This is a genomic window from Pseudomonas sp. GW821-FHT05H12 (assembly GCF_059419385.1).
Genome location: NZ_JBWKRS010000026.1, coordinates 59,160 through 61,849, shown reverse-complemented (window position 1 = coordinate 61,849; position 2,690 = coordinate 59,160). Strand labels below are relative to the sequence as shown.

The window sequence follows — 2,690 nt, the reverse complement described above, 5'->3', positions numbered from 1 at the left end:
CTCCCTTCCCCCCCCCCCCCCACCCCCCCCCCCCCCCCCCCCCCGGCTCCTACAGGTAGGGTTGAACCCTGGTGGTACGGTAGCGCTGCCCCTGCCTGAGTGGGGCTTCGCGGTCGGTCACCTCTTTGCAGGGGCCGATCAGTCTTTGTCCTCCCAAGAGGATTGCCGGTGGCCAAAAAAGCCGCATCCTTCGCCGCCCTTGGTGGCCTGGTATTTTCCACCGACGCAGGTCGACACTGCCCGGACTGTCGTCAGCCCGTGGATTCGTGTACCTGTAAACAGACCCTGATCCCCCAAGGCGACGGTATTGCCCGCGTGCGACGCGAGAGCAAGGGCCGTGGCGGCAAGACGGTGACCACCATCACCGGCGTGCCGCTGGCCGAGGATGCCCTGAAAGAACTGGCCACCACGCTGAAAAAGCGTTGTGGCACTGGCGGCGCGTTGAAAGACGGCGTCATCGAGATCCAGGGCGATCACGTCGAGTTGCTGTTGGCCGAGCTGATCAAGCTCGGGTACAAGGCCAAGAAGTCCGGCGGCTGAAAGCCTCTTCCCGACCTGTGTCTAAACTCTGTCCTGCGTGTGGGGTCCTACCTTCCACGCAGGCAAATCGTCATTTTCATTCTTTAGACTGCGCCAGCCTCTGATGGGGGCGGTGCCTTCGACTTCATTTATAGGGGACTTCGATGTCCGTACGACGCACACGCAAAGACGATGGCAGCCAATGGACAGTTGCGGACAGCCGCAGTGTTTACGGGATTCGCCATTGGGGGGCCGGGTATTTCGCGATCAATGATGCCGGTCGCGTTGAAGTCCGTCCGAACGGCCCGAACAGCACGCCCGTCGACCTGTACGAGCAAGTCGACGAGCTGCGCAAGAGCGGCCTGTCATTGCCGCTGCTGGTGCGCTTCCCCGACATCCTGCAGGACCGCGTACGCCAGCTGACCGGCGCCTTCGATGCGAACATCGAGCGCCTGGAATACCAGAGCAAGTACACCGCACTGTACCCGATCAAGGTGAACCAGCAGGAAGCGGTGATCGAGAACATCATCGCCACCCAGAACGTCTCCATCGGCCTGGAAGCCGGCTCCAAGCCCGAGCTGCTGGCCGTGCTGGCCCTGGCGCCGAAGGGCGGCACCATCGTCTGCAACGGTTACAAGGACCGTGAGTTCATCCGCCTGGCGCTGATGGGCCAGAAGCTGGGCCACAACGTGTTCATCGTGATCGAGAAAGAATCCGAAGTCGGCCTGGTGATCGAAGAGGCGGCGAGCCTCAAGGTCAAGCCACAGGTTGGCCTGCGCGTGCGTTTGTCGTCGTTGGCGTCGAGCAAGTGGGCGGACACCGGTGGCGAGAAGTCCAAGTTCGGCCTGTCGGCGGCGCAACTGTTGTCCGTGGTCGAGCGCTTCCGCGCGGCGGGCCTGGATCAGGGCATCCGTCTGCTGCACTTCCACATGGGCTCGCAGATCGCCAACCTGGCGGACTACCAGCACGGGTTCAAGGAAGCCATTCGTTACTACGGCGAACTGCGCAACCTCGGCCTGCCAGTGGATCACATCGACGTCGGCGGCGGCCTGGGCGTGGACTACGACGGTACGCACTCGCGTAACGCCAGCTCCATCAACTACGACATGGACGACTACGCCGGCGTGGTCGTGGGCATGCTCAAGGAATTCTGCGATGCGCAGAGCCTGCCGCACCCGCACATCTTCTCCGAAAGCGGCCGTTCCCTGACCGCCCACCACGCCATGCTGGTGGTGCAGGTCACCGACGTCGAGAAACACAACGACGACGTGCCGGAAATCGAAAACAAGGAAGCCCTGCCGGAAACCGTGCAATGGCTGGTGGACCTGCTCGGCCCGACCGACATCGAGATGGTCACCGAAACCTACTGGCGCGCCACCCACTACATGAGCGACGTGGCCGCACAGTACGCCGACGGCAAGCTGACCCTGGCGGAAAAAGCCCTGGCCGAACAGTGCTACTTCGCCGTGTGCCGCCGCCTGCACAACTCGTTGAAAGCCCGCCAGCGCTCGCACCGCCAGGTGCTGGACGAACTCAACGACAAGCTGGCCGACAAGTACATCTGCAACTTCTCGGTGTTCCAGAGCCTGCCGGACACCTGGGCCATCGGCCAGGTATTGCCGATCCTGCCGCTGCACCGCCTCGACGAAGAGCCGCTGCGCCGTGCCGTTTTGCAAGACCTGACCTGCGACTCCGACGGCAAGATCAAGCAGTACGTCGACGAGCAGTCCATCGAGACCAGCCTGCCGGTGCACGCCTTGAACGAAGGCGAGGACTACCTGCTGGGTATCTTCCTGGTGGGTGCTTACCAGGAGATCCTGGGTGACATGCACAACCTGTTCGGTGACACCGACTCGGTGAACATCTACCAGCGTGAAGACGGCTCGGTGTACAGCGCCGGGATCGAGACCCACGACACCATCGAAGATATGCTGCGCTACGTGCACTTGTCGCCGGAGGAGTTGATGACGCACTACCGTGACAAGTGTGCGAGCGCGAAGATCAGTGCGAGTGAACGTACCCAGTTCCTCGACGCGTTGCGCCTGGGCCTGACCCGTTCGTCGTACCTGTCTTCCTGACGTTTCGACGGCTCAAGAAAAACCACCGCTTGCGGTGGTTTTTTCATGCGCGCCGCAAAGCTCAGCGGGCCGGGCTGAACCAGCCATCGTGCC

The 2,690-nt window shown here is 62.5% G+C and carries 2 protein-coding genes; both read left to right on the top strand.

The annotated features are described in order from the left end of the window. The first annotated feature begins 168 nt into the window (after positions 1 to 168). Positions 169 to 540: a translation initiation factor Sui1 gene (locus AC07SU_RS21450; protein ID WP_176997044.1), complete on the top strand. Its 372-nt coding sequence runs from the start codon at positions 169 to 171 to the stop codon at positions 538 to 540. A gap of 143 nt (positions 541 to 683) precedes the next feature. Then, positions 684 to 2,597, top strand: coding sequence for an arginine decarboxylase (speA, locus tag AC07SU_RS21445; protein WP_494998165.1), 1,914 nt, complete (start codon positions 684 to 686; stop codon positions 2,595 to 2,597). Positions 2,598 to 2,690 lie beyond the last annotated feature (93 nt).

What these genes read in the sequence shown, in the direction of transcription:
- speA (WP_494998165.1), top strand. Translation starts at nt 684, where the DNA reads ATGTCCGTACGACGCACACGCAAAGACGATGGCAGCCAATGGACAGTT.